This window comes from Streptomyces sp. Qhu_M48 (genome assembly GCF_051305195.1).
In the GTDB taxonomy this organism is placed as follows: domain Bacteria; phylum Actinomycetota; class Actinomycetes; order Streptomycetales; family Streptomycetaceae; genus Streptomyces.
The window spans coordinates 7588524-7614029 of sequence record NZ_CP195432.1; the positions used below are offsets into that span (position 1 = coordinate 7588524).

23 protein-coding genes and 2 rRNA genes are annotated in these 25506 nt (G+C 68.9%); 16 read left to right on the plus strand and 9 right to left on the minus strand.

Translation table 11 applies throughout. The annotated features are described in order from the left end of the window. Positions 1–21 precede the first annotated feature (21 nt). The 4 genes from pstS (at position 22) to pstB (ending at position 4117) form a co-directional block, all read left to right on the plus strand. Positions 22–1164, plus strand: a complete 1143-nt coding sequence (pstS, locus tag ACRRSS_RS34205) for a phosphate ABC transporter substrate-binding protein PstS (RefSeq protein ID WP_435974867.1) — start codon at positions 22–24, stop codon at positions 1162–1164. A 106-nt stretch (positions 1165–1270) separates the two neighbouring features. Continuing rightward, on the plus strand, positions 1271–2245 hold the full coding sequence (gene pstC, locus ACRRSS_RS34210; RefSeq protein WP_435974868.1) for a phosphate ABC transporter permease subunit PstC: 975 nt from the start codon (positions 1271–1273) through the stop codon (positions 2243–2245). After that, complete coding sequence (gene pstA, locus ACRRSS_RS34215; protein WP_435974869.1) at positions 2242–3315, plus strand: phosphate ABC transporter permease PstA; 1074 nt, start codon at positions 2242–2244, stop codon at positions 3313–3315. The genes pstC and pstA overlap by 4 nt, the downstream gene beginning before the upstream one ends. A 25-nt stretch (positions 3316–3340) precedes the next feature. Continuing rightward, complete coding sequence (pstB, locus tag ACRRSS_RS34220; protein ID WP_189834428.1) at positions 3341–4117, plus strand: phosphate ABC transporter ATP-binding protein PstB; 777 nt, start codon at positions 3341–3343, stop codon at positions 4115–4117. Between the two features lie 286 nt (positions 4118–4403). Here the strand turns inward: pstB and ACRRSS_RS34225 are convergent, their stop codons facing one another. Further along, complete coding sequence (locus ACRRSS_RS34225) at positions 4404–5402, minus strand: anion permease (RefSeq protein WP_435974870.1); 999 nt, start codon at positions 5400–5402, stop codon at positions 4404–4406. A gap of 6 nt (positions 5403–5408) precedes the next feature. After that, on the minus strand, positions 5409–6029 hold the full coding sequence (locus ACRRSS_RS34230) for a DUF47 domain-containing protein (RefSeq protein ID WP_260230597.1): 621 nt from the start codon (positions 6027–6029) through the stop codon (positions 5409–5411). A 193-nt stretch (positions 6030–6222) separates the two neighbouring features. Between ACRRSS_RS34230 and ACRRSS_RS34235 the strand changes: the two genes are divergently transcribed. Continuing rightward, complete coding sequence (locus ACRRSS_RS34235; protein ID WP_351903525.1) at positions 6223–6579, plus strand: metal-sensitive transcriptional regulator; 357 nt, start codon at positions 6223–6225, stop codon at positions 6577–6579. 39 nt (positions 6580–6618) lie between these two features. On the opposite strand, the gene ACRRSS_RS34240 is transcribed toward ACRRSS_RS34235, so the two are convergent. Together ACRRSS_RS34240 and ACRRSS_RS34245 are read right to left on the minus strand one after the other, a co-directional pair. After that, positions 6619–6807, minus strand: coding sequence for a hypothetical protein (locus ACRRSS_RS34240; protein WP_351903528.1), 189 nt, complete (start codon positions 6805–6807; stop codon positions 6619–6621). Positions 6808–6957: 150 nt separating this feature from the next. Beyond that, positions 6958–7800: a hypothetical protein gene (locus ACRRSS_RS34245; RefSeq protein WP_435974871.1), complete on the minus strand. Its 843-nt coding sequence runs from the start codon at positions 7798–7800 to the stop codon at positions 6958–6960. Between the two features lie 130 nt (positions 7801–7930). Here ACRRSS_RS34245 and ACRRSS_RS34250 point away from each other — a divergent pair, with 130 nt between their 5' ends. Further along, positions 7931–8095 (plus strand): hypothetical protein, encoded by a 165-nt coding sequence (locus tag ACRRSS_RS34250; protein ID WP_435975532.1) that lies wholly within the window; start codon positions 7931–7933, stop codon positions 8093–8095. Between the two features lie 65 nt (positions 8096–8160). On the opposite strand, the gene ACRRSS_RS34255 is transcribed toward ACRRSS_RS34250, so the two are convergent. Then, positions 8161–8883, minus strand: a complete 723-nt coding sequence (locus tag ACRRSS_RS34255) for a phosphatase PAP2 family protein (protein WP_435974872.1) — start codon at positions 8881–8883, stop codon at positions 8161–8163. Positions 8884–9118: 235 nt separating this feature from the next. Then, positions 9119–10147, minus strand: a complete 1029-nt coding sequence (locus ACRRSS_RS34260; RefSeq protein ID WP_435975495.1) for an NlpC/P60 family protein — start codon at positions 10145–10147, stop codon at positions 9119–9121. 367 nt (positions 10148–10514) lie between these two features. Here ACRRSS_RS34260 and ACRRSS_RS34265 point away from each other — a divergent pair, with 367 nt between their 5' ends. The 6 genes from ACRRSS_RS34265 (at position 10515) to ACRRSS_RS34290 (ending at position 17536) form a co-directional block, all read left to right on the plus strand. Continuing rightward, positions 10515–10823, plus strand: coding sequence for a hypothetical protein (locus tag ACRRSS_RS34265; protein WP_017242359.1), 309 nt, complete (start codon positions 10515–10517; stop codon positions 10821–10823). A 99-nt stretch (positions 10824–10922) separates the two neighbouring features. Further along, on the plus strand, positions 10923–11759 hold the full coding sequence (locus tag ACRRSS_RS34270; protein WP_435974873.1) for a hypothetical protein: 837 nt from the start codon (positions 10923–10925) through the stop codon (positions 11757–11759). Next, positions 11749–13065, plus strand: a complete 1317-nt coding sequence (locus ACRRSS_RS34275) for a hypothetical protein (RefSeq protein ID WP_435974874.1) — start codon at positions 11749–11751, stop codon at positions 13063–13065. Before ACRRSS_RS34270 ends, ACRRSS_RS34275 begins: the two co-directional genes overlap by 11 nt. Continuing rightward, a complete protein-coding gene (locus ACRRSS_RS34280; protein WP_435974875.1) occupies positions 13062–14615 on the plus strand; it encodes an SCO6880 family protein in 1554 nt (517 codons plus the stop codon). The genes ACRRSS_RS34275 and ACRRSS_RS34280 overlap by 4 nt, the downstream gene beginning before the upstream one ends. A 20-nt stretch (positions 14616–14635) precedes the next feature. After that, positions 14636–16030: an ATP-binding protein gene (locus tag ACRRSS_RS34285; RefSeq protein ID WP_435974876.1), complete on the plus strand. Its 1395-nt coding sequence runs from the start codon at positions 14636–14638 to the stop codon at positions 16028–16030. Continuing rightward, positions 16031–17536 carry a type IV secretory system conjugative DNA transfer family protein gene (locus ACRRSS_RS34290; RefSeq protein WP_435974877.1) on the plus strand — a complete coding sequence of 502 codons (1506 nt, stop codon included), beginning with the start codon at positions 16031–16033 and terminating at the stop codon, positions 17534–17536. A gap of 21 nt (positions 17537–17557) precedes the next feature. Here the strand turns inward: ACRRSS_RS34290 and ACRRSS_RS34295 are convergent, their stop codons facing one another. After that, positions 17558–18118 carry a GNAT family N-acetyltransferase gene (locus tag ACRRSS_RS34295; protein ID WP_435974878.1) on the minus strand — a complete coding sequence of 187 codons (561 nt, stop codon included), beginning with the start codon at positions 18116–18118 and terminating at the stop codon, positions 17558–17560. 145 nt (positions 18119–18263) lie between these two features. Here ACRRSS_RS34295 and ACRRSS_RS34300 point away from each other — a divergent pair, with 145 nt between their 5' ends. The 4 genes from ACRRSS_RS34300 to ACRRSS_RS34315 are packed head-to-tail and all read left to right on the plus strand — an operon-like array spanning position 18264 to position 21877. Then, on the plus strand, positions 18264–19166 hold the full coding sequence (locus tag ACRRSS_RS34300; RefSeq protein ID WP_435974879.1) for an ABC transporter ATP-binding protein: 903 nt from the start codon (positions 18264–18266) through the stop codon (positions 19164–19166). After that, the gene (locus tag ACRRSS_RS34305) at positions 19163–19963 is read left to right on the plus strand and encodes an ABC transporter permease (protein WP_435974880.1); all 801 of its coding nucleotides are present in this window, start codon (positions 19163–19165) and stop codon (positions 19961–19963) included. The genes ACRRSS_RS34300 and ACRRSS_RS34305 overlap by 4 nt, the downstream gene beginning before the upstream one ends. A 13-nt stretch (positions 19964–19976) precedes the next feature. After that, on the plus strand, positions 19977–21212 hold the full coding sequence (locus ACRRSS_RS34310) for a sensor histidine kinase (RefSeq protein WP_435974881.1): 1236 nt from the start codon (positions 19977–19979) through the stop codon (positions 21210–21212). Further along, positions 21209–21877, plus strand: a complete 669-nt coding sequence (locus ACRRSS_RS34315; protein ID WP_435974882.1) for a response regulator — start codon at positions 21209–21211, stop codon at positions 21875–21877. Before ACRRSS_RS34310 ends, ACRRSS_RS34315 begins: the two co-directional genes overlap by 4 nt. A gap of 61 nt (positions 21878–21938) precedes the next feature. Here the strand turns inward: ACRRSS_RS34315 and rrf are convergent. Next, a 5S ribosomal RNA gene (gene rrf / locus ACRRSS_RS34320) occupies positions 21939–22055 on the minus strand. Positions 22056–22129: 74 nt separating this feature from the next. Next, positions 22130–25253 (minus strand): 23S ribosomal RNA (locus ACRRSS_RS34325). Positions 25254–25506: the final 253 nt, after the last annotated feature.

Genomic DNA, 25506 nt, shown 5'->3' on the forward strand with positions numbered 1-25506 from the left:
TTCTGGAAGGAACACCCGAAAGTGAAGCTTTCGCGCAAGAACGGGCTTCGCGCCTCCGCGATCGGTGCCCTCGTCGTCTCCGGTGCGCTCGTCCTCTCGGCGTGTGGCTCGGACAACAACACGGAGACGCCGGCCAAGGAAGGCGGCACCAAGACCTCCGCCGCCGCCTCGAACATCGCCTGCGAGGGCGCCAAGGGCCAGCTCCTCGCCGCCGGTTCCAGCGCGCAGAAGAACGCGATGGACCTGTGGGTCAAGAACTTCCAGGCCGCGTGCTCCGGTGTCGAGATCAACTACCAGGCCATCGGCTCCGGCGGTGGCATCACCAAGTTCAACCAGGGCCAGGTCGCCTTCGCGGGCTCCGACTCCGCCCTGAAGGACGAAGAGGTCGCCGAGTCGCAGAAGATCTGCAAGGGCGGCAAGGGCGTCAACCTGCCCATGGTCGGCGGCCCCATCGCCATCGGCTACAAGCTGGACGGCGTGGACAACCTGATCCTGGACGCCTCCACCATCGCCAAGATCTTCGACAACAAGATCACCAAGTGGAACGACCCGGCGATCGCCAAGCTGAACCCGGGCGCCAAGCTCCCCGACAGCGCGATCCAGGCCTTCCACCGCTCGGACGAGTCGGGCACCACCCAGAACCTGGGCAAGTACCTCTCGACCGCCGCCGCGGCCGACTGGAAGCACGACCCGAAGTCGAAGTCGTGGCCCGCCCAGGGCGGCCAGGCCGCCAACGGCTCCTCCGGTGTCGCCACCGCGGTCAAGGACGCCGAGGGCTCCATCGGCTACTTCGAGCTCTCGTACGCCACCGCGAACAAGATCTCCACCGTCAGCATCAACACCGGTGCCGCCGCCCCGGTCGCCGCCTCCTCGGAGAACGCCTCCAAGGCCATCGCCGCCGCCAAGGTCAAGGGCACGGGCAGCGACGTCGCCCTCTCCCTCGACTACGCCACGAAGGCCGAGGGTGCCTACCCGATCGTCCTCGTCACCTACGAGATCGCCTGCGACAAGGGCAACAAGGCGGAGACCCTGCCGACCCTGAAGGCGTTCCTCAACTACACCGTCAGCGAGGAGGGCCAGAAGGTCCTCGCCGAGGCCGGCTACGCCCCGCTCCCGGCCGAGATCGCCGCGAAGGTCCGCGCGATCGTCCCCACCCTGTCCTGACCCCCGGCCGGGTCCGGCCCCCCGCGCGGGGGGCCGGACCCGGCATCCGGTGCACCGCCGCCAGGAGCCCGTACGTCCGTAGGGGCCCCGCAGACCGGAGAAGCAGATGGCTACCACCACACCAGACATAAAGAGGAGCCGGAGCGCCAAGAGCGCGTCCCGCCCCGGGGACCGCATCTTCAGCGGCCTCTCCCGAGGCTCCGGCATCACCCTCCTCGTGATCATGGCCGCGATCGCGGTCTTCCTCAGCTACCGCGCCGTCCTCGCGATCTCGAAGGACAGCACCAACTTCTTCACCACCTTCGAGTGGAACCCGGCCGGCTCCCCGCCGGTCTTCGGCATCGCCGTCCTCGCCTTCGGCACGGTGGTCTCGTCGATCATCGCCATGGCCATCGCCGTGCCCATCGCGATCGGCATCGCCCTCTTCATCTCGCACTACGCCCCGCGCAAGCTGGCCAAGCCGCTCGCGTACGTCGTCGACCTGCTCGCCGCCGTGCCCAGCATCATCTACGGCCTCTGGGGCGCGATCTTCCTCGTCCCGTACCTGGACGGCCTCAACAAGTGGCTGAACGAGTACTTCGGCTGGACGTACATCTTCGACAAGGCCAACGACGGCCCGGCCCGCAACCTCTTCACCGTGGGCATCCTGCTGGCGATCATGATCCTTCCGATCATCACCAACGTCACCCGTGAGGTCTTCCTCCAGGCACCGAAGATGATCGAGGAAGCCGCGCTCGCCCTCGGCGCCACGCGCTGGGAGGTCATCCGCATGTCGGTGCTGCCCTTCGGCCGCTCCGGCATCATCTCCGCCTCCATGCTCGGCCTCGGCCGCGCGCTCGGCGAGACCATGGCCGTCGCCGTGGTCCTCTCCCCGAGCTTCCTCATCTCGGGCCACCTTCTCGACCCGGGTGGCGGCACGTTCGCGCAGAACATCGCCGCCAAGTTCAACGAGGCCAACGAGTTCGGCCGGGACGCGCTGATCGCCTCCGGTCTCGTCCTCTTCGCCATCACCCTGCTGGTCAACGGCGCCGCCCGCTGGATCATCGGCCGCCGCAAGGAGTACTCGGGGGCAGCGGCATGAGCCACGCCATACAGGATCGTCCGGTCTCGACGGTCAAGCGCGCCAGTTCGCTCTCCAGCGCCCGCCTCCCCCGCTGGAGCCCGATCGCCATCGCCGCCGGCTCCATCGCGGCGGGCATCGGCATCGGCCTCGGCGCCGGCTGGCACAGCAAGGTCCAGTGGGGCATGATCGCCGCGCTGCTCTTCGTGATCACCACGTACGCGCTGACCACCAAGGTCGAGGGCAGCCGCCAGGCCAAGGACCGCGTCGCCACCAGCCTCGTCTGGGTCTGCTTCGTCCTCGCCGTCATCCCGCTGGTCTCGCTGGCCTGGGTGACGATCAGCAAGGGCATGGAAGTCCTCGACGTCTACTTCCTCACCCACTCGATGAACGGCGTCCTCGACGCCGAGGCCGGCGGCGGTGTCTACCACGCGCTGCTCGGCACCATCGAACAGGTCGGCATCGCGACCGTGATCGCCGCGCCGATCGGCCTCCTCACCGCCGTCTACCTCGTCGAGTACGGCGGCGGCAGGCTCGCCCAGGCCGTCACCTTCTTCGTCGACGTCATGACGGGCATCCCGTCGATCGTCGCCGGCCTCTTCATCCTCGCCACCTGGAACCTGATGCTGGGCTTCGGCCCCTCCGGTTTCGCCGGCGCGATGGCCCTCGCCATCCTGATGATGCCGGTCGTGGTCCGCTCCACCGAGGAGATGCTCAAGCTCGTCCCGAACGAGCTCCGCGAGGCCTCCCTCGCCCTCGGCATCCCCAAGTGGCGCACCATCCTGAAGGTGGTCCTGCCCACCGCGATCGGCGGCATCACCACGGGCGTCATGCTCGCGGTCGCCCGTATCACCGGTGAGACGGCCCCGGTCCTGCTCCTCGTGTTCGGTACGAAGCTCATCAACCCGAACCCCTTCGAAGGCGCCCAGTCCTCCCTGCCGCTCTACGTGTACGAGCAGTACGCGGTCGGCACCGACGCGGCCGTGTCCCGCGCGTGGGCCGCGGCGCTCGTCCTGATCGCCTTCGTCATGATCCTCAACCTGGTGGCCCGCGGCATCGCCCGCTGGAAGGCCCCGAAGACCGCCCGCTGACCAGCGGAAATTGGAAGTGATTCACATGGCCAAGCGAATCGACGTCAGCGGCCTCTCCGCGTACTACGGCGCCCACAAGGCGATCGACGACATCTCCATGACCGTCGAGCCCCGCTCCGTGACGGCCTTCATCGGCCCCTCCGGCTGCGGCAAGTCCACCTTCCTGCGCACCCTGAACCGGATGCACGAGGTCACCCCCGGCGGCCGCGTCGAGGGCAAGGTGATGCTCGACGACGAGAACCTGTACGGGACGAACGTCGACCCCGTCGCCGTGCGCCGCACGGTCGGCATGGTCTTCCAGCGCCCCAACCCCTTCCCCACCATGTCGATCTTCGACAACGTGGCGGCGGGCCTGCGCCTCAACGGCAAGTACAAGAAGTCCCAGCTCAACGAGATCGTCGAGAAGTCCCTCAAGGGCGCCAACCTCTGGAACGAGGTCAAGGACCGCCTCAACAAGCCGGGCTCCGGCCTCTCCGGCGGTCAGCAGCAGCGCCTGTGCATCGCGCGGGCCATCGCCGTCGAGCCGGACGTCCTCCTCATGGACGAGCCCTGCTCGGCCCTGGACCCGATCTCGACCCTGGCGATCGAGGACCTCATCGGCGAGCTGAAGGAGCGCTTCACGATCGTCATCGTGACGCACAACATGCAGCAGGCCGCCCGCGTCTCGGACCGTACGGCCTTCTTCAACCTGGCGGCCGTCGGCCAGCCCGGCAAGCTGATCGAGCTGGACGACACCGAGCGGATCTTCTCCAACCCGAGCGTCCAGGCGACCGAGGACTACATCTCCGGCCGCTTCGGCTAGGCCTCGGACCCAGACTCGTCTGCGGTGCTGCATGGCGGTGCCACCGTAAGACGAAGGGCCCGGCTCCCCCACAGGGGAGCCGGGCCCGACCATTTCAAGCCACTGCCTGCCTCGGCGGAACCGTCAGCCGAAGAAGACAGAGCCGCGGGTTGCCGCCCGTCAGCCGAAGAAGAGCTGCACCACGTAGAAGCTCGTCGCGGCGACCAACGCCGCCGCCGGCATGGTGATACCGCATCTCCCGGGGGATAACCCCCGGACCCCCAGCAGAGCCGCGGGTTGCCGCCCGTCAGCCGAAGAAGAGCTGCACCACGTAGAAGCTCGTCGCGGCGACCAGCGCCGCCGCCGGCATGGTGATGAACCAGCCCAGGATGATGTTCTTGGCGACACCCCAGCGCACCGCGTTGACCCGCTTCGTCGCACCCACACCCATGATCGCGGAGGTGATGACGTGCGTCGTCGAGATCGGCGCGTGGAAGAGGAACGCGGAGCCGAACATGATCGACGCGCCCGTGGTCTCCGCCGCGAAACCCTGCGGCGGGTCCAGCTCGATGATCTTCCGGCCGAGCGTCCGCATGATGCGCCAGCCACCCGCGTACGTACCGAGCGACAGCATCACGGCACACGCGATCTTGACCCAGACCGGGATGTCGTCCCCGGCCGACTGCACGTCGGCGATGACCAGGGCCATCACCACGATGCCCATCGTCTTCTGCGCGTCCTGCAGACCGTGACCGAGCGCCATGCCGGCCGCCGACACCGTCTGCGCGATACGGAAGCCGCGCTTGGCCTTGTGCGGGTTGGACTTGCGGAACATCCACATGATCGCGCACATCACCAGATAACCGGCCACGAGACCGACGACCGGCGAGATGAACATCGGGATGACGACCTTGTCGAGCACCCCGCCCCAGATGACCTCCGTGCCACCCGCGAGCGCCGCGCCCACCATGCCGCCGAACAGGGCGTGCGAGGAGGAGGACGGCAGACCGAAGTACCAGGTGACCAGGTTCCAGATGATCGCGCCGACCAGCGCGGCGAAGAGGATGCCCATCCCCTTGTCGCCGTGCGGCGTCTCGATCAGACCCTCACTGACCGTCTTGGCGACCCCGCTGCCCATGAAGGCACCGGCGAGGTTCATGACGGCCGCCATCGCCAGGGCCGCCCGGGGAGTCAGCGCCCGGGTCGACACCGAGGTGGCGATGGCGTTGGCGGAGTCGTGAAAGCCGTTCGTATACGTGAAACCGAGCGCGACACCGATGGTCACGATCAGAGCAAAGGTGTCCACGAAGCCTCAGGACTCCTTGACCGCGATGGTCTCCACCGTGTTGGCCACGTGCTCGAACGCGTCGGCCGCCTCTTCCAGCACGTCGACGATCTGCTTCAGCTTCAGCACCTCGATGGCGTCGTACTTGCCGTTGAAGAGCGTCGCCAGCAGCTTGCGGTGGATCTGGTCGGCCTGGTTCTCCAGCCGGTTGACCTCGATCCAGTACTCGGTGAGGTGGGACATCGTCCGCAGGTTCGGCATGGCCTCGGCGGTCAGCTCGGCCGCCCGGGCCAGGACCTCGATCTGCTGCTCGACACCCTTGGGGAGCTCCTCGACGTTGTAGAGGACGACCAGGTCGACGGCCTCCTCCATGAAGTCCATGATGTCGTCGAGGGACGACGCGAGGTTGTAGATGTCCTCGCGGTCGAACGGCGTGATGAAGGAGGAGTTCAGCTGGTGGAAGATCGCGTGGGTCGCGTCGTCGCCGGCGTGCTCCGCTGCCCGCATCCGCTCCGCGATCTCGGCCCGGGCGGAAGGCTCCGCGCCGAGCAGTTCCATCAGGAGCTTCGAGCCCGTGACGATGTTGTCCGCGGACGCGGCGAACATGTCGTAGAAGCTCGTCTCCCTGGGGGTCAGACGAAATCGCACGTGAGGTCCTCGGGGTGCTGGGTTTCGGTCAGGCTGATGCTAGGCGCATCATCCGGCCACGGCTAACCGGCGTCCTCTCAGTGTCGCCCATCAGGCACAGTGAACTGCACGGGCCCCCGCCCGGATCCGCGGGGATCGGTACCATATACCCACGAGGGGTATACACCCCCTTATTGGACAACGGGAGGACGCGATGACGACCACCGAGGCGGACCAGGTCACCCCCGAGGCCGTCGAGGCCGTCGGGCCCGCCGACCACGAGCACGGTGTGCACGGTTACCACAAGCAGAAGGACGAACACCTCAAGCGGCTCCGCCGGATCGAGGGCCAGATCCGCGGCCTCCAGCGGATGGTCGACGAGGACGTCTACTGCATCGACATACTCACCCAGGTCTCCGCCTCGACCAAGGCGCTCCAGTCCTTCGCGCTCCAGCTCCTGGAGGAGCACCTGCGGCACTGCGTCGCGGACGCGGCGGCCAAGGGCGGCGAGGGCATCGACGCCAAGGTCGAGGAGGCCACGAAGGCCATCGCCCGCATGCTGCGCACCTGAGGTCCTCCCGCGGTACGGAAGGGGAGAAGGGCCGTACCGTCAGCGACCCTCGACGGCGGCCCGCTCCGCCGCCACCCTCAGCACCTCGTCGATCCGGTCGGCGCTCAGCCGCTCCCCGTCGGCGGACGAGGCGGCGATGATCAGCTCGCCGCACAGTTCTATCTCCGCGAGGGCGACGCAGTCCGGGTCTGCGGGCACGGTCGCTGTACCGGGCGGGGCCACGCGCATCCACCTCTTCCTGCCGGCGTCGGTCTCCCTGCGGTCTCCCAGCGTAGGGACGGCGCCACGCACCGCGCATGACACGTCCGGACCATTTGCCGATGGTCCACGCCGACACCGGCCCAGGTCAGGCCCCGCCCCGCCGCGGGCCCGCCGCCCTCAGGCCTCGATCCTGCCCGCGTAGATGTCCCGGCGGTCCGGCAGCGTCACCTCGACGCGGACCCCGAAGCCGTACAGCAGGGTCGTCGACGCGACCGCGACCGTACGGCCCTGATTGCTGAAGCTGAACTGGTGGCGCACCTTCCGCAGCCGCCCCTCCCCGTCCAGATACGCGTCGAAGGGCACGCTGTCGTCGGTGAACCCTTTCGCCGCCGCGGCGAGCGCCCCCCGCAGCTGCGGCGAGGCGACCCGCGCGGCCCGCGCGATGTCCGCGACCCCCCGGTAGTGGCCGACTTTCACCCCTGCGAGATCGACCTGGCCGAGGTACGTGACCTGCCGGGCGCCCCGCAGCAGCTCGGCCGCCGCGGCCGGGTCGGTGGCACCGCCCGTGACGAGGTTCCCGTCGTCGAGGGTGGTGGTGTCGACCCGCACCCACTTGTCGGCGGGCACCCCGGCGCCCCGGTTCTTCATGTAGAGCGCGCCGGGAGTGAGGAGCTCGGTGATCGGCCGGTGCTCACTGGCCCCGGCCGCGTCCTTCGGCAGCACCACCTGGAGCCGGCCGGTGCGGCGCCGGAAGTCGTAGCCGCCCTCGCCCCGGATGGTGACCCGGGTCCCGCCCGCGGCCATCTCCATCGCAGTGCTCGCCTTCGACGTGCCGGCCTTCGTCAGCACGTCGGCGGCGTTCCGTACGGCCAGGGCCGGATCCCCCAGTGGCTTGGGGTCCTCGGCGGCCGCGCACCCGGAGACCGTCGCGGTCCCGACCAGGGATCCGATCAGGACGGCGGTGACGGCGAACACCCCGCTCCCTCGACCGGGCGGCCGCCCGAACCGCTGCACCACCATCGCCTGCAACCCCCAACGCCTCACCGCTGTCTGCCCGGAACCCGCCCTCGGCCGGGATGCGCGGACCCGGGGACACCCGATGCGCATAACGACGGTCGGGGCGTGCCGTCACGCGCAGTACGGTGGTGGGGTGTACGCGCAGGACTCTCCCCACACCACGACGATGACGGAGCGCGGATCGTTCGCGCTGGCACGGTGCAGCTGCGGCTGGACGGGCCCGGCCCGCAGATCACGCGACAAGGCCCGCACCGACGCGACGGACCACCTCCGCACGGCCGCCGACCCGGAGGCCTAGACCCGCGGCCGCCGGACCCGGAACCGTCGCCGGGGCGAGCCGGAGCCCGGCCCCGAGGAAGGCCGCTAGGCCGCGAGGTCGTTGCGCTCGGTGCCGGTGGCGGGGCCGCCGATGTGGGGCTCGGGGACGCCGACCGCCTCCGGACGCCGCGGCCCGTCGGCACGGTGGGAGCGGACGAGCCGGGCTCCGCGGCCCGAGCGGGCGACGGCGGAGACCACCGGGGTGAGCAACGCGAGGGCCAGCGGGGCGAGGAGCAGCGCCACCGCCGTACCGAGGGCGAAGCCGCCGATCACGTCGGTCGGGTAGTGGACGCCCATGTAGACGCGCGCGAAGCCCTCGGCGAGGGCGAGACCGATGGCGGCGAGGCCGAACCTGCGGTGGGCGACGAAGACGCCGACCCCCAGGGCCATCGCCAGGGTGGCGTGGTCGCTCACGAAGGAGAAGTCGGTCTTCCCGTCGACGAGGACGTCGAGCCCCTGGTGGTCCCTGAAGGGTCTGGGGCGCTCGACGAAGCCACGGATGGGGATGTTGACGAGGAGCGCGATCCCGGCGGCCAGCGGGGCCCAGACGAGCCCGGCGACGGCCGACACGGAGTCGACGAGGGCGCCACGACGGCGGACGCTCCACCAGCACCACAGGCAGACGAGCGCCATCGCGAGCATGATCCCGTACTCGCCGACGAACCCCATGACGCGGTCGAACCACGGCGGCGCGGCCTTGGCCAGCCCGTTGATGTCGTAGAGCAGGCTGACATCGGGGTTCGAACCGTCCGATGCGAGTCCAGCCATCTGCTGCGGCCCCTTGCTCTCGTGTCTGTGTCTTCCAACCCCCGTGGTCAGAGCGGTCGGATCAGGGAACGAACCGCCTGAGGCGCACGTTCCGATCTCTCCGGTGGATCATGATGACGTTATCGAAGAGTGACGGTTCACCGCAGCTCAGGGCCTGTGCATGACGGAGAGTTCCAGCCATGTCCCGTACGCCCCGAAGGTACCCGCCGACGACCCGACGGTCCGTCTCCTCACCTCACGCCTGCGGCAGATGGGTCGGCAGCGCCGCCGCGCCCTCCTGCGTGACCCGGGTCGCACCGAAGTAGTCCGCGCTGTCGATCCGGCTGAAACGGATGACCGCCCCGGTACGCGGCGCGTCGATCATGTACCCGCCGCCCACGTAGATGCCGACGTGCCGGATGGCCCGGGAGTTGGTCAGGTCGTCCGAGAAGAAGACGAGATCACCCGGCAGCAGCTCGTCCCTGCTCGGGTGCGGCCCGGCGTTGTACTGGTCGTTGGCGACACGCGGCAGCGTGACGCCGACGGTCTCGTACGCGGCCTGGGTGAGCCCGGAGCAGTCGAACCGGCCGTTCTGCGCGGCCGTGCCCGTACCGCCCCACAGGTAAGGGGTGCCCAGCTTCCCCTGCGCGAAGTGGATCGCGCCCGCCGCCTGCCGTGAGGGGTCGACACGCCCCACCGGCCGGGCGAAGCTCTTCTCCAGGGACCGGATGATCCGCACGTAGTTCTGCGTCTCGCTGATCGGCGGCACCCCGCCGTGCTTGATCACCCGGTACGCGCCCGCGTTGTACGCCGCCAGCATGTTGCTCGTCGGGTCCCCGGGCACGTCCTTCACGTAGCCGGCGATCTCGCAGTCGTACGAGGCGGCCGACGGGATCGCGTCCTTCGGATCCCAGATGTCCCGATCCCCGTCCCCGTCCCCGTCCACGCCGTGACTGGCCCAGGTGCCGGGGATGAACTGGGCGATGCCCCGGGCGTCGGCGGGGGAGACGGCCCGCGGGTTCCAGCCGCTCTCCTGGTAGAGCTGCGCGGCGAGCAACGCCGGGTTGATGGCGGGGCAGAGGTTCCCCCACCGCTGCACCAGCCCCTGGTAGAGCGCGGGAACGGATCCCTTCGCCAGCGCCACGGTGCCGTTCTTCCCGCTGCCCGCCCCGCCGGCCAGGCCCGCCGCCGCCGAGTACGTACCGACCACGAGCAGTGCGACGAAACCCAGACAGACCCCGAAGGCCCCACCGGCCACCAGCCACGCCTTGCCGGCCCTACGCACCGTCAACCACCCCTCGGCTCATGGCAGTACGCCCCGGAGGCCAAGTCTAGGCGCCGGAGCTCCCGGCGGGGCCGATTGCGCGACACCCCACCCGGCACCCCGCCGCCGACGCCGCCCCAAGAGTGCAACAACGACGATCATTGCCCGGAGTCACTCTCCGTGATACACAGAGTGACCATACGCTTCTTCGCATGGAAACCGGCCACACCACCGCAGGTCAAGACGGTCGGACCGGTCAAGTGTGCGGGGATCGGGTAAAGAGAGCCGCCAAGCCGTCACACGCGGGCGGTTTCATCAGGGAAGATAGGGCGATGACCCATGCCGTCCGGCAGGGGCAACTAACTACCCAACAGGGGCGGTGAGTTACATGTACCTGGCGGCAGAGAAGGGCGACATCACCACCATCATCGGTGGAATCGCCCCGAACTGGGGCCCCTTCGGCAGCCTGGGCGCCGAGGCCAAGATCATGATCGAGGTCGTGATGGCCGTGGCCATCCTGCTCTGCCTCGGCATCGCCATCTGGGGAGCGGCCAAACAGCGCATCGGCGCGACCGCCCTCCGCGACACGTTCAGCGCGGAACAGGGCAAGGGCCTGATCGTGGCCGGCCTCACCGGAGTCTTCATCATCGGCTCCCTGGGGACGCTGTTCACCATCGTGTACGGGATGGCCGTCTGACACCCCGTCGGACCCGGCCCTCCTGAGATTGCGTTCCCTGATGTCCAGTCACGTTGCAGCACTGCCCGTACCGCGAACCAGTGAGGGGGCGTACCCGGCATGAGTCCCGGTGACGAGCACGACAGCTTCGGCGGCGTGGGCGGCTCGGGCCAGACCCGGACCCGCCTGCCCGAAGGCAACAGCGGCGACGTCCACGGCGGCCCCCGCCGCCCCGCCCGCAGCTCCCGCTCCCTCATCACGGTCGTGGGCGTGGTGGTCCTCCTCGTCGCGGCCATCGCCCTCGCCAACCGCGGCGGCACGGACCCGACGGACACGGCGGGCCCCACCGCCGACCCCCCCGGCAAGACGGCCCCCACGGCGGCGACGGGCGTCCCCCCGGTCACCGGCAAGAACGGCGCGATCCCCACCGGCTACGCCCACGACGCCCAGGGCGCCCAGAGCGCGGCGACGAACTACGCGGTGGCGCTGGGGTCGGTCGAGATGTTCCAGGACGGCCCCCGTGAGGGCATCGTGCGCGCCACCCACGACCCCGCCGTCGCCGACGACCTCCTGAAGCGCCTGGACACCTCCTACTCGGCCGGCTTCATGACCAGCATCGGGCTCGACGCGAACGGCGCCGCGCCCTCCGGTCTGACCTTCGTGTCCCGCACCGTCCCGGTCGGCGCCAAGGTCCGCGACTACACGGACACCTCCGCGACGGTCGAAGTCTGGTGCACCGGTCTCGTCGGTCTGGCCGGAGCCGGCTCGACCAAGCCCGTCACGTCCACCTGGTTCACCCTCACCCAGAAGCTCACCTGGGTCGGGGGCGACTGGCGGATCACGTCGTCCACCCAGGCCGAGGGCCCCACTCCGGTCAACGGCGACAACCGCGCCTCCGTCGCCGACGAGATCGCGGCGGCGGTCGAGGGATACGGAGGATTCACCTATGCCCGCTAGCCGCAGCCTGGCGGGCCGCGCGTCGGCCACGCTCCTCACCGCGTTCCTCGCGGCGCCCTTCCTGTCCCTCTCGACCGCCCAGGCGGCGCCCACCCCGACGCCGACGGCCCCCACCCCGTCCCCGAGCACCACCGACAGCCCGTGCGGACTCATCGTGGGGCAGGCCAGGGAACTCTGCGAGAAGGGCCAGACCGGCGGAGGCGGCGGAGCCCCCGTCACCGACCCCACCTCCGCGGTCGACCCCCTCTCCTCCCTCGCCCGCGGCTGCGCCGACGCCGCCGTGGCCACCATCGACTACCTCTCCAAGGCCGTCAAAGAGACCGCCGACGTCGACTTCACCAACCTGGAGTTCCTCGGCCGGTACGCGATCGTCTTCGCCGCCGCGACCGTCCTCACGCTCCTCCTCTGGCTCCTCGCCGTCGCGAAGCGGGCCATCCGCGGCGTCCCGCTGGCCACCGCCCTCTCCGAGGCCATCGGTTTCCTCTGGCTGACGGTCCTCGCCTCCGCCTTCACGCCGCTGATCCTCTACACCGTCGTCAACGCCACCGACGCCGTCACCGAGGTCATCGCCTCCGGCACCGGCCAGCAGACCGACATCTTCTTCGGCAGCTTCAAGCAGGCCCTCCAGAAGGGCGACAGCATCGGTGGCGGCCCCATCATGCTGATCATCGTGTCGCTGGTGACCGTCCTCGCCGCCGGCGTGCTGTATCTGGAGCTGTTCCTCCGCGCCGTCATGCTGTACGTCGGCGCCCTCCTCGGCGTCGTCGTCTACTCCGGCCTCGTCGACAAGAACATGTGGGGCCACGTCCGCCGCTGGGCCGGCATCATGATCGCGGTCATCCTGGTCAAGCCGGTCATCGTCATCGTCCTCGGCCTGGCCGGCGCGCTCTCCTCCGGCACCGGCCCGGACTCGTTCTCCGCCGTCGTCTCCGGCCTCGCGATCATCCTGCTCGCGATCTTCGCCTCGGCGATGATCTACCGCTTCGTCCCCGGCTTCGGCGACGAGATCGCCGCCTCCCGCAACAACCGCCTGCACCGCGCGGGCGAGAACACGGCCGCGGCCGTCATCTCCTCCCCCGCCTCCCTCGTCTCCCAGGGCATCAAGACGCACAGCTCCCGCGGCGACGGCGGCGGCCAGTCCTCCCAGCCCGCCCGCCCCGCCAATCCGATCTCCGGCGGCATGGCCGCGCACAGCAGCCGCGGCGGGAGCGGCGGCGCGACTCCCCCGCCCGCTCCCCGTAGCGGCAGCCCCACCGCGGGCACCCCGCACAGCAACCGCAAGAACTCTGGAGGTGCAGGGCGTTGACGACCCAGTCCCAGCCGGTCGCGCCCCGCCGTACGTATCTCGTGGGCCGGGCCCGGCCGAACGCGATCGTCGGCAAGAACCGCGAGACCGGCGAGATCGCCCTGATCATCGTCGGCGCCTTCCTCGGCATGATGAGCGGACTCCTCGTCCCCGTCCTCCCCCTGCGGATCGCGCTCCTCGCGGGCCTGCCCATGCTCGCGATCGCCGCCGTGTACCTCCCGTACAAGCACCGCACCTTCTACAAGTGGTTCGAGATCAACCGCAGCTACAAGCGGATGCTCAAGCGCGGCACGGCGTACCGTTCCGTCGTCACCGAGGCCGGCACCCGCCTCGACGGCCGCGAGGTCGAGGTCGGCCCGCCGCCCGGCATCGGCCGCGTCGGCTGGCTCGCCGCCCCCTTCGGCCCGGACGAGATCGCCGTCCTCCTGCACGCCGACCGCCGTACGGTCACCGCCGCCATCGAGATCGAGGGCCCCGGTGTCGGCCTGCGCGACAGCGAGGACCAGGAGGCCCTGGTCGACCGGTTCGGCACCCTCCTGAAGCACGTCGCCAACGGCGACGGCTTCGTGACCCGACTCCAGATGCTGGCCCGCACCCTCCCCGCCGACCCGGACGCGCACGCCAAGGACGTCGGCCAGCGCGGCGACCCGCACGCGCCCGCGTGGCTCATGGAGTCGTACGAACAGCTCCAGTCGATGGTCTCCACCTCCAGCGAGCAGCACCGCGCCTACCTCGTGGCCTGCATGCACTACACGCGCGAACTCGCCGCCGAGGCCAACGCCATGGCCCGCGCCGCCAGGCACGCCTCCGGCGCCCGCAAGCTCGACCGCGACGCCGGCCTCGCCGTCGTCATGGCCCGCGAGCTCACCGACATCTGCGCCCGTCTCGCCGAGGCCGACATCCGCGTCCGCCAGCCCCTCGGCCAGTCCCGCCTCGCCTCCCTCGTGCACTCCATGTACGACCCGGACCACCCCATCGACCACATCCAGGCCATGACCAAGCGAAACGCCTGGCCGGCCGAGCTGGACGCGATGGAGCCGACGTACCTCCAGGCGAAGACCCGCGAGTCCTCCACCCGCGCCCCCTGGTGCCACGCCACGGCCTGGGTGAAGGAGTGGCCGATGACCCCGGTCGGCGTCAACTTCCTCGCCCCGCTGCTCGTCCACACCCCGGACGTGATCCGTACGGTCGCCGTGACCATGGACCTGGAGCCCACCGAGGTCGCCATCGAGCGGATGCTCACCGAGAAGACCAACGACGAGGCCGACGCCAGCCGCGCCGCCAAGATGAACCGCACGGTCGACCCGCGGGACATCGCCGCCCACGGCCGGCTCGACCAGCGGGGTGAAGATCTCGCCAGCGGCGCGGCCGGGGTGAACCTCGTCGGGTACATCACGGTGTCGTCGCGTTCGCCCGAGGCCCTGGCCCGGGACAAGCGCACGATCAGGGCCTCCGCCGGCAAGTCGTACCTGAAGCTGGAGTGGTGCGACCGCGAGCACCACCGGGCCTTTGTGAACACCTTGCCGTTCGCGACCGGCATCCGCCGCTAGGGCCGAAGGGGCACAGACCCATGCGAGATCCGCTGTCCGTCCTCACCGACGCCTTCACCTCCTTCGTCTTCGGGAAGGTGGAGACGACCCGTCTGCCCGTCCGCACCTCCACCGGACAGGCCCAGGCCGTCTACCTGCCGACCGCCGCTCCCGGTCTCGGCGACTCCGGCGTCATCATCGGCCGCGAGGTCTACAGCGGCAAGGGCTACATCTACGACCCCTTCCAGCTGTACGGGCAGCAGCTCCCGGCCCCGCACTGGCTGGTCCTCGGCGAGTCCGGAAACGGCAAGTCGGCCCTGGAGAAGACGTACGTGCTCCGCCAGCTCCGCTTCCGCGACCGGCAGGTCGTCGTCCTCGACGCCCAGGGCGAGGACGGCGTCGGCGAATGGAACCTCATCGCGCAGGAGCTGGGAATAACTCCCATCCGGCTCGACCCGATGGTCGCCAACGACTCCGGCATCCGCCTCAACCCCCTCGACCCCTCGATCACCACCACCGGCCAGCTCGCGCTGCTCCGCACGATCATCGAGGTGGCCATGGGCCACAGCCTCGACGAGCGCTCCGGCTTCGCCCTCAAGGTCGCCCACGCCTACGTGACCGACCACACCACCGAGCGCCAGCCGATCCTCACCGACATCGTCGAGCAGCTCCGCCACCCCGAGCCCGAATCGGCGGAGGCGATGAACGTCGACATAGACGACGTACGGGCCTGGGGCCTGGACGTCGCCCTCGTCCTGGACCGCCTGGTCGACGGTGACCTGCGGGGCATGTTCGACGGCCCGACGACCGTCGGCATCGACCTCGACGCGCCCCTGATCGTCTTCGACCTCTCCCACATCGACCGCAACTCCATCGCCATGCCGATCCTCATGGCGATCGTCGGCGTCTGGCTGGAGCACACCTGGATCCGCCCCGACCGGAAGAAGCGCATCTTCCTCGTCGAGGAGGCCTGGCACATCATCAACAGCCCGTTCGTGGCCCAGCTGTTCCAGCGGCTGCTCAAGTTCGGACGCCGCCTCGGCCTGTCCTTCGTCGCCGTCGTCCACCACCTCTCGGACGTCGTCGACGGAGCGGCGGCCAAGGAGGCCGCGGCGATCCTCAAGATGGCCTCCACCCGGACCATCTACGCCCAGAAGGCCGACGAGGCACGCGCCACGGGCCGGGTCCTCGGCCTGCCACGCTGGGCGGTGGAGATCATCCCGACCCTCACCCCCGGCATCGCGGTCTGGGACGTCAACGGCAACGTGCAGGTGGTCAAACACCTCATCACCGAACGGGAACGCCCCCTCGTCTACACCGACCGCGCCATGACCGAGGCCTCGGTCATCGACCCGGAGCTGGAGTGGGAGAGGGAACAGCGGGCGATCCTCGTCGAGCAGCAGATGAACGGCACGTCGCAGTCGACGGTGGCGTAGATGGACTCGGCACGGAAGGGGGGAGGAGTCTCCGACGGGCTGCTGCTCAGCCTGTTCGGCCTCCTCCTCTGTCTCACGGTCCTGGTGTGGACGGCGACCGGTCTGGCCGGTCTCCTCGCCCACGGCGCCTGGCCGCAGGGCGTCGCCTACACGGGCACGCCGTCGGCCCTGCGTTCCCTGGTGACGGCCCCGACGGACCTCGCGGCGGCCTGGCCCGCCACCCCGCCGGCCCAGCTGTCGGGGTACGGGCTCTTCTGGGGCCTGCTGATCGGTGAGGCGATGATCCTGCTCGTCCTCGCGGTCTTCGCACTGGGCACGATCGCCCGCTGGCGAGCGGTCAGGGCGGGCAGGAGGACCGGCACGTACGACCACGCCCCCGCCGCCCCGGTACGGAAGGACCCGCCCCCGCCTGCCCCGGCCGAGGCGGCCCCGGTGACCCCGCCCCGTACGGAGACGCCCCCGGCCCCCACGACGGTCGTCCCCGCGGTACCGGCGCCCCCGGCGGCACCGGTCGTCCCCGCCCCCCACGCACCCGCACAGACACCCACCACGCCCGCCCCCACCCCGGCCGTGCCGGCCCCGGCGACCCGCACCCGCTACGGCCCCCCGGAAGCCCGCCACCCCGCCGCGGTCCAGGCGATCCGGGACGCCGAGGGCCCGGTCCTGGTCGTCACCTCCGACCCCACCGTCTGGTCCACCACCAAGGACGCGCGCGGCAAGCTCGGCCCGGTCCTCGTCTACGACCCCGGCCACCTGTGCGACACCCCCGGACGCCTCCACTGGTCGCCGTCCGAAGGCTGCGAGGACCCGGCCGTGGCCACGGAGCGAGCCGTCGCCCTCCTCGCCCCCGTACGCCCGCACTCCCGCCTCGACGCGGCCACCGCGGACACCGCCGACACACTCCTGCGCTGCTGGCTGCACGCCGCCGCCGTCGACGGCCGCCCCTTCCGCCAGGTCCACCGCTGGGCCCAGGGCGCCGGCGCCCACGAACCCGTACGGATCCTCCGCAGCCACCCCAAGGCCGCCTCCGGCCACGCGGGACTCCTCGAATCGGCCCTCACCGCCCACCCCGAAAGCCGCCGCCTGGCCCAGGAACTGACGGCCCGTGCGCTCGCCTCGCTCTCCTCGGTCCACATCCGCGAGGCCTGCACACCGAATCGAACTGATTCGCTCGCGCTGGCATCATTCCTGCCCGAAGGGGGCACCCTCTACGTGGTGGGGGAGCCGATCGAGGATCCCCGCACCCACCCCGGCGCGATGCCGCTCCTGACGGCGCTCGCCGCAGACGTGGTCGAGCACGGCCGCCGCATGGCCGCACGGTCATCCGACGGTCGGCTCGACCCACCAATGACACTCGTCCTCGACGACGTCGCCGCCGTGGCCCCGCTCCCCCAGCTCCCGGAGCTCCTCGCCACCGGCCACTCCCAGGGCCTCCCGACCCTGGCCCTGATGCGCTCCCGCGAACAGGCCAGGTCCCGCTGGCCGGAGAACTCCCTCAGCCGCTGACCCCCCTGACGGGGGCGCTCCTCACGCCGGCCGAGGCAGTGCGTGCTCCAGCTCGTTCGCTTCCTCGCTGCCGTGCAGCGCGACCCGCGCACCGGTCGCCACGAACCCGAGCCGCCGGTACGCCGCCTGGGCCCGGGTGTTCTCCGCGTGGACGTACAGCCGCGCCCGCTCGATCCGCGGCTCCTCCAGCGACCAGGACCACTCCGCCGCCGCCTCGAACAACGCGTCGACGGCCCCCGAGCCCCGCGCCTCGCCCCGGACGAACACCCCGACGACATGCGTCTGTTCCACCTCCGGGACGTCCCCGAAGAGCGACTCGGTCCCGGCCCGCTCCACGAGTACCGTCACCGTGCCGAGCCACCGCCCGTCCGGCGCCTCCGCGACGAACTGGCGCGCGGCGCCGGGCCCGTCCTCCGACGCCCCCACCGTCCGCTCCTGCCAGAAGGAGTCCGGCCGCGCGGCAGCGGCCTCGTGGGTATCCAGGAAGGCAAGGTGCGCGACCGGGTCCAGCAGGGCCGTGAGCCGCAGCTCCCGGGCCTTCTCCCACTCGTCGGAACGGATGGCACGAATCGATAGGTCCATGCCGCCCATCCTTGCCGGTGCCCGTTCCACCGACAACGAATAATCCCGCTCGGCGCCCCACGTCGTACCCCGGTACTACACCGGCGCCCCACCTCCCACCCCCGGCCCGACGTCCGGCCTCCCCCGACTCCCTAACGTCGACAGCATGATCCGAGCAGAGAACCTCACCAAGCGGTACGGGGACACCACCGTCGTCCACGACCTCAGCTTCACCGTCCGCCCCGGCGCCGTCACCGGCTTCCTCGGCCCCAACGGCGCCGGGAAATCCACCACCCTCCGCATGATCCTCGGCCTCGACGCCCCCACCCGCGGCCACGCCACCGTCGACGGCCTCCCCTTCGCCCGGCACACCGCCCCGCTCACCCGCGTCGGCGCCCTCCTCGAAGCCCGCTCCGTGCACCCCGGCCGCTCCGCCCACCACCACCTGATGGCCCTCGCCCACACCCACGGCATCCCCCGCGCCCGGGTGGAGCGGGTCCTCGCCCTCACCGGCCTCACTCACGTCGCCCGCAAGCGCGTGAAGGGCTTCTCCCTCGGCATGGGCCAGCGCCTCGGGATCGCCGCCGCCCTCCTCGGCGACCCGGCCACCGTCGTCCTCGACGAGCCCGTCAACGGCCTCGACCCCGAGGGCGTGCTGTGGATCCGCACCCTCCTCAGGTCCCTGGCCGCCGAGGGCCGTACCGTCCTCGTCTCCTCCCACCTCATGGGCGAGATGGCCCTCACCGCCGACCACCTGATCGTCATCGGCAAGGGCCGGCTCCTCGCCGACACCACCGTCGACGAACTCGTCCGCACCTCGGGCGGCGCCACCGTCAAGGTCGTCACCCCGGAGGCGGACCGGCTGCGGAACCTCCTCCCCGGCGCCGGGATCACGGTGGAGGCCCCCGACACCCTCCTCGTCACCGGCCCGGACGCACCGGAGATCGGCCGCACGGCCGCCGCCCACGGCCTCCCCCTCCACGAACTGACGCCGCGGGCAGCCTCCTTGGAGCAGGCGTTCATGGCCCTCACCCACGACTCCGTCGAATACCAGGGAGCCTCCGCATGACCACCTCGGCCCTCACCCCTCCCGCCCCCACCGCCCCGGCCCTGACCCACGCAGGCGTACTCCGCTCGGAGTGGCACAAGCTGTGGACCGTCCGCTCCACCTGGATCACGGTCCTCACCTCCACCGCGGTCGTCCTCGGCGTCGGCATCCTCATGGGCGCCACCTACACCTCCGACGGGGGCGACTCCGACGTCGACACCGTCGTCCTCAGCCTCTACGGCAGCCAGCTCGGCGGCATCGCCCTCGCCGTCCTCGGCATCCTGGTCACGGCGGGCGAGTACGCGACCGGCATGATCCGCGCCTCCCTCACCACGGTCCCCCGCCGCCTGCCCGTCCTGTGGGCCAAGGCGACCGTCTTCACCACCGCGGTCCTCGCACTCACCTTCCTCACCAACCTGCTGACCTTCCTCACCGCCCAGGCCTTCCTCTCCGACACCGACCAGGCCGCCTCCCTCACCGACGACGGCGTCCTCGCCGCCCTCGCGGGCAACGCCGCCGGCATCACCCTCCTCGGCCTGATCGCCCTCGGCCTCGGAGCCGCGCTCCGATCCGTACCGGGCGCGATCGGCGCCTTCGTCGGCGGCGTGCTGATCGTTCCCGAGATCCTCGGGATGCTGCCGTACGAGGCGATGGACACGGTCGTCCGGTACTTCCCCACCCAGGCGGCCGGCGTCCTCGGCTCCGCGGCTCCCCTGCCGGGCGCCGCCTCCCCCGGCGCCGCCCTGCTCGCCCTGGTCCTGTGGGCGGCCGCGGCCCTCGCCGTCCCCGCCCTGCTGCTCAGGCGCCGGGACGTATGAGGATGATGACCAGGTGACCACGGAAGCGACCGCGACGACGGGCCTCAGCCGCACCATCCAGCGACTCCTGGCACGGGCGCGGGCGTTCGACGCCCGCCGCCCCTGGCTGTGGGACGCCACGGTGACACTCCTCTGGACGGCGGCGGCCCTCGTGGACGCGTCCGGCGGCTGGCGGAACACCGCCCCCGACCCGTCCGTCCCGGCCTGGCTCGTGGTCACCCTCAGTCTCGCCCTCACCCTGCCGCTGTACCGGCGCCGTCGGCAGCCTGTGGCCGTCCTCACCGTGATGGCCTGCGCGGCACTCGTCAGCGCCGCCTCGGGCGCCTTCCTCCAGGCCGGGTACCTCCAGCTGATCCCGCTCTTCCAGATCGCGCTCGTCCGCCCGCCCCGCACCCTCCTGTGGGCCTTCGCCCTGCTCCTGCCGCCGCTCCTGACGGGGGCGGTCCGCTTCCCCCGGGGAAGCTGGGACCAGCACGTCGTCCCCACCCTGTGGGCGTACGCGCTCGTCGCCCTCCTCGGCATCGCGGTCCGCTCCCGCAAGGACCACACGGCGGCGCTCGTCGACCGGGCCCGCCGCCTGGAGGTCGAGCGCGACCAGGAGGTCCGCCTCGCGGCGGCGGCCGAACGCACCCGGATCGCCCGCGAGATGCACGACATCATCGGCCACAACCTCTCGGTCATCACGGGCCTGGCGGACGGCGGACGCTACGCGGCGGCGAAGAACCCCGAGCGAGCCACCCAGGCCCTCGACGCCATCGGTACGACGAGCCGCGAGGCCCTCGCCGAGCTCCGCCGCCTCCTCGGCGTCCTCCGCGACGACGAGCAGGAGGCGGCCCGCGACCCCCAGCCCACCCTGGCCGACCTCGACACCCTCATCACCGGGGTACGCAAGGCAGGTCTGCCCGTGCGGTTCGACCAGGACAGCGCCTCCCCCGCTCCAGCCCTCACCCCGGGCGCCCAGCTGACGGTGTACCGGGTGATCCAGGAAGCCCTGACGAACACCCTGAAGCACGCCGGCGGGGGAGCGAGGGCGACCGTGCTCCTCACCCACACCCCCCAGGAGGTCAGGGTGGAGATCACGGACACGGGCCCCGCCACCGCACCGCCCCCACCGTCCGGCCAGGGCCAGGGACTTACCGGAATGCGCGAGCGCGCGGCCCTCTACGACGGCACACTCGTGACCGGCCCGCTGCCGACCGGCGGCTGGCGCGTCAGACTCCGACTCCCCCAGGAGGGCTCCCCCTCGTGACGACCGTTCTCATCGCGGACGACCAGGCCATGCAGCGCTTCGGCTTCCGCATGCTGTTGGAGAGCCAGGACGACATGACCGTCGTCGGCGAGGCCTCGAACGGCACCGAGGCGATCCGGCTGGTCGACCGGCACCACCCCGACGTCGTCCTGATGGACATCCGGATGCCAGGCCTCGACGGCATCGAGGCCACCCGCCGCATCGTCGCCACCGGCGACCGCACCCGGATCCTGATCGTCACGACCTTCGACCTCGACGAGTACGCGTACGACGGTCTCCGTGCCGGCGCCAGCGGCTTCCTGGTGAAGGACGCCCAGCCGGAGGAACTCCTCGCCGGCATCCGCGCGGTCGCGAGCGGCGACGCGGTCGTCGCCCCGAGCCTCACCCGCCGGCTCCTGGACGCCTACATCCACCATCTTCCCGCCGCCCCCACGACCGGTCCCACCCCGGAGAACCCGCGCCTCGCCTCCCTCACGGAACGGGAACGCGAGATCCTCACGGTCATCGGCCAGGGCTGGACGAACACCGAGATCGCCGAGCGCCTCCATCTCGCGGAATCGACGGTGAAGACCCACGTCGGCCGCATCCTCGCGAAGACGGGCGCCCGTGACCGCGTCCAGGCGGTGATCCTGGCGTACGACACCCAGCTCGTCACGCCGGCCTGAAAGGGCCCGTAAACGCAGAAAAGCCCCGCACCATAAGGTGCGGGGCTTTCCCACAATGATTGTTCGGCGGCGTCCTACTCTCCCACAGGGTCCCCCCTGCAGTACCATCGGCGCTGAAAGGCTTAGCTTCCGGGTTCGGAATGTAACCGGGCGTTTCCCTAACGCTATGACCACCGAAACTCTATGAAGTTAACCAACCGGAAATCGGCACAGTTCGTTACTTCAGAACTAACACAGTGGACGCGAGCAACTGAGGACAAGCCCTCGGCCTATTAGTACCGGTCAGCTCCACCCATTACTGGGCTTCCACATCCGGCCTATCAACCCAGTCGTCTACTGGGAGCCTTACCCTCTCAAGGAGGTGGGAATACTCATCTCGAAGCAGGCTTCCCGCTTAGATGCTTTCAGCGGTTATCCCTCCCGAACGTAGCCAACCAGCCATGCCCTTGGCAGGACAACTGGCACACCAGAGGTTCGTCCGTCCCGGTCCTCTCGTACTAGGGACAGCCCTTCTCAATATTCCTACGCGCGCAGCGGATAGGGACCGAACTGTCTCACGACGTTCTAAACCCAGCTCGCGTACCGCTTTAATGGGCGAACAGCCCAACCCTTGGGACCGACTCCAGCCCCAGGATGCGACGAGCCGACATCGAGGTGCCAAACCATCCCGTCGATATGGACTCTTGGGGAAGATCAGCCTGTTATCCCCGGGGTACCTTTTATCCGTTGAGCGACGGCGCTTCCACAAGCCACCGCCGGATCACTAGTCCCGACTTTCGTCCCTGCTCGACCCGTCGGTCTCACAGTCAAGCTCCCTTGTGCACTTACACTCAACACCTGATTGCCAACCAGGCTGAGGGAACCTTTGGGCGCCTCCGTTACCCTTTGGGAGGCAACCGCCCCAGTTAAACTACCCATCAGACACTGTCCCTGATCCGGATCACGGACCGAGGTTAGACATCCAGCACGACCAGAGTGGTATTTCAACGGCGACTCCACCATGACTGGCGTCACGGCTTCAAAGTCTCCCACCTATCCTACACAAGCCGAACCGAACACCAATATCAAACTGTAGTAAAGGTCCCGGGGTCTTTCCGTCCTGCTGCGCGAAACGAGCATCTTTACTCGTAGTGCAATTTCACCGGGCCTATGGTTGAGACAGTCGAGAAGTCGTTACGCCATTCGTGCAGGTCGGAACTTACCCGACAAGGAATTTCGCTACCTTAGGATGGTTATAGTTACCACCGCCGTTTACTGGCGCTTAAGTTCTCAGCTTCGCAACCCCGAAAGGTCACTAACCGGTCCCCTTAACGTTCCAGCACCGGGCAGGCGTCAGTCCGTATACATCGCCTTACGGCTTCGCACGGACCTGTGTTTTTAGTAAACAGTCGCTTCTCGCTGGTCTCTGCGGCCACCCCCAGCTCAGAGTGCAAGACTCATCACCAGACGTGGCCCCCCTTCTCCCGAAGTTACGGGGGCATTTTGCCGAGTTCCTTAACCATAGTTCACCCGAACGCCTCGGTATTCTCTACCTGACCACCTGAGTCGGTTTAGGGTACGGGCCGCCATGAAACTCGCTAGAGGCTTTTCTCGACAGCATAGGATCATCCACTTCACCACAATCGGCTCGGCATCAGGTCTCAGGCTATGTGCTGTCCGGATTTACCTGGACAACGCCCTACACCCTTACCCCGGGACTACCACCGCCCGGGCTGGACTACCTTCCTGCGTCACCCCATCGCTTACCTACTACCACCTTGGGTCAGCGGCTCCACCACTTTCCTTTCCCCGAAGGGTCCGGAACGGCTTCACGGCCTTAGCATTAATGGGCTCGATACTGGGCGTTTCAAAGCGGGTACCGGAATATCAACCGGTTGTCCATCGACTACGCCTGTCGGCCTCGCCTTAGGTCCCGACTTACCCTGGGCAGATCAGCTTGACCCAGGAACCCTTAGTCAATCGGCGCACACGTTTCTCACGTGTGTATCGCTACTCATGCCTGCATTCTCACTCGTGAACCGTCCACAACTCGCTTCCGCGGCTGCTTCACCCGGCACACGACGCTCCCCTACCCATCACAGTCCCCGTTGGGGGTATGTACTGCAATGACACGACTTCGGCGGTACGCTTGAGCCCCGCTACATTGTCGGCGCGGAATCACTTGACCAGTGAGCTATTACGCACTCTTTCAAGGGTGGCTGCTTCTAAGCCAACCTCCTGGTTGTCTCTGCGACTCCACATCCTTTCCCACTTAGCGTACGCTTAGGGGCCTTAGTCGATGCTCTGGGCTGTTTCCCTCTCGACCATGGAGCTTATCCCCCACAGTCTCACTGCCGTGCTCTCACTTACCGGCATTCGGAGTTTGGCTAAGGTCAGTAACCCGGTAGGGCCCATCGCCTATCCAGTGCTCTACCTCCGGCAAGAAACACACGACGCTGCACCTAAATGCATTTCGGGGAGAACCAGCTATCACGGAGTTTGATTGGCCTTTCACCCCTAACCACAGGTCATCCCCCAGGTTTTCAACCCTGGTGGGTTCGGTCCTCCACGAAGTCTTACCTCCGCTTCAACCTGCCCATGGCTAGATCACTCCGCTTCGGGTCTTGAGCGCGCTACTGAATCGCCCTATTCGGACTCGCTTTCGCTACGGCTTCCCCACACGGGTTAACCTCGCAACGCACCGCAAACTCGCAGGCTCATTCTTCAAAAGGCACGCAGTCACGACCCACTGAGTAAACTCAATGAGCGACGCTCCCACGGCTTGTAGGCACACGGTTTCAGGTACTATTTCACTCCGCTCCCGCGGTACTTTTCACCATTCCCTCACGGTACTATCCGCTATCGGTCACCAGGGAATATTTAGGCTTAGCGGGTGGTCCCGCCAGATTCACACGGGATTTCTCGGGCCCCGTGCTACTTGGGTGTCTCTCAAACGAGCCGTTAATGTTTCAGCTACGGGGGTCTTACCCTCTACGCCGGACCTTTCGCATGTCCTTCGCCTACATCAACGGTTTCTGACTCGTCTCACAGCCGGCAGACTGTGAAAGAGAGATCCCACAACCCCGCATGCGCAACCCCTGCCGGGTATCACACGCATACGGTTTGGCCTCATCCGGTTTCGCTCGCCACTACTCCCGGAATCACGGTTGTTTTCTCTTCCTGAGGGTACTGAGATGTTTCACTTCCCCTCGTTCCCTCCACATGCCCTATGTGTTCAGGCATGGGTGACAGCCCATGACGACTGCCGGGTTTCCCCATTCGGAAACCCCCGGATCAAAGCCTGGTTGACGGCTCCCCGGGGACTATCGTGGCCTCCCACGTCCTTCATCGGTTCCTGGTGCCAAGGCATCCACCGTGCGCCCTTAAAAACTTGGCCACAGATGCTCGCGTCCACTGTGTAGTTCTCAAGCAACGACCAGCCACCCATCACCCCACCCGCATAACAGGTGAGTTCACTGGGGCCGGCATCGCGAAGATACAAACCTTACGGCCGTACCCTCAGACACCCAACAACGTGCCAAGCACAGCCCGTATCCTCAAAACCGTTTTCCACGCCGAAGCAGTACTCACGGCCTCCGAAGAGACTGACTGTGCCAACTAATCAACGTTCCACCCATGAGCTGACCGTG